Raw genomic sequence first — 524 nt, forward strand, 5'->3', positions numbered from 1 at the left:
GTGTGCTCCCAGTCAATCTTGCGGTAAGCCATGGAGACCTGGATAAGCTGGGTGAAGTCAGACTTCGCCGGGTCCTGGCAGTGCGGCATCTGGCAGTCGATGTCAACGATGGTGGCATCGGTCAGCACGGTAGAGAAGAAGTGCTCCTGCTTGCCCTCAACGGAGGTGCGGTACCACTTCAGGGTCACTTTCGGCAGCATCTCGCCGGACGCCAGTGCGTTGTACATCAGCGGTACGGCTTTGTTCAGCGCAACGGTGAACTTGAACGGCTTGTGGACACGCTGACCAGCCGGCTGACCGGATTGCGGGTCAGTCGGGACGGTGACAACGTGCTGGAACTCTTGTACCAGCATCTCGTCTTCGTGGCCTTGTACGAAGATGTTGCCGACGGAATCGGAAGTGAAGGCACCAGCGGTGATATTGCCCTGGGTTTTACCTTCGATGCTGATATAACATGGAGTTGGCATGTGTATGCTCCTAAATAGGTTGGTTAAACGAGATAGCACTCGACCAACCTTTAGCAG

General features: G+C 55.5%; 1 protein-coding gene. It reads right to left on the reverse strand.

Translation table 11 applies throughout. The features are described 5' to 3' along the window. Nucleotides 1–467, reverse strand: a 467-nt coding sequence (gene hcp1, locus ACW5XC_RS20400; protein WP_408831835.1) for a type VI secretion system effector Hcp1, incomplete at its 3' end; no start/stop codon positions are given. Nucleotides 468–524: the final 57 nt, after the last annotated feature.

It is taken from the genome of Aeromonas sp. 25-AL00135 (genome assembly GCF_054052385.1).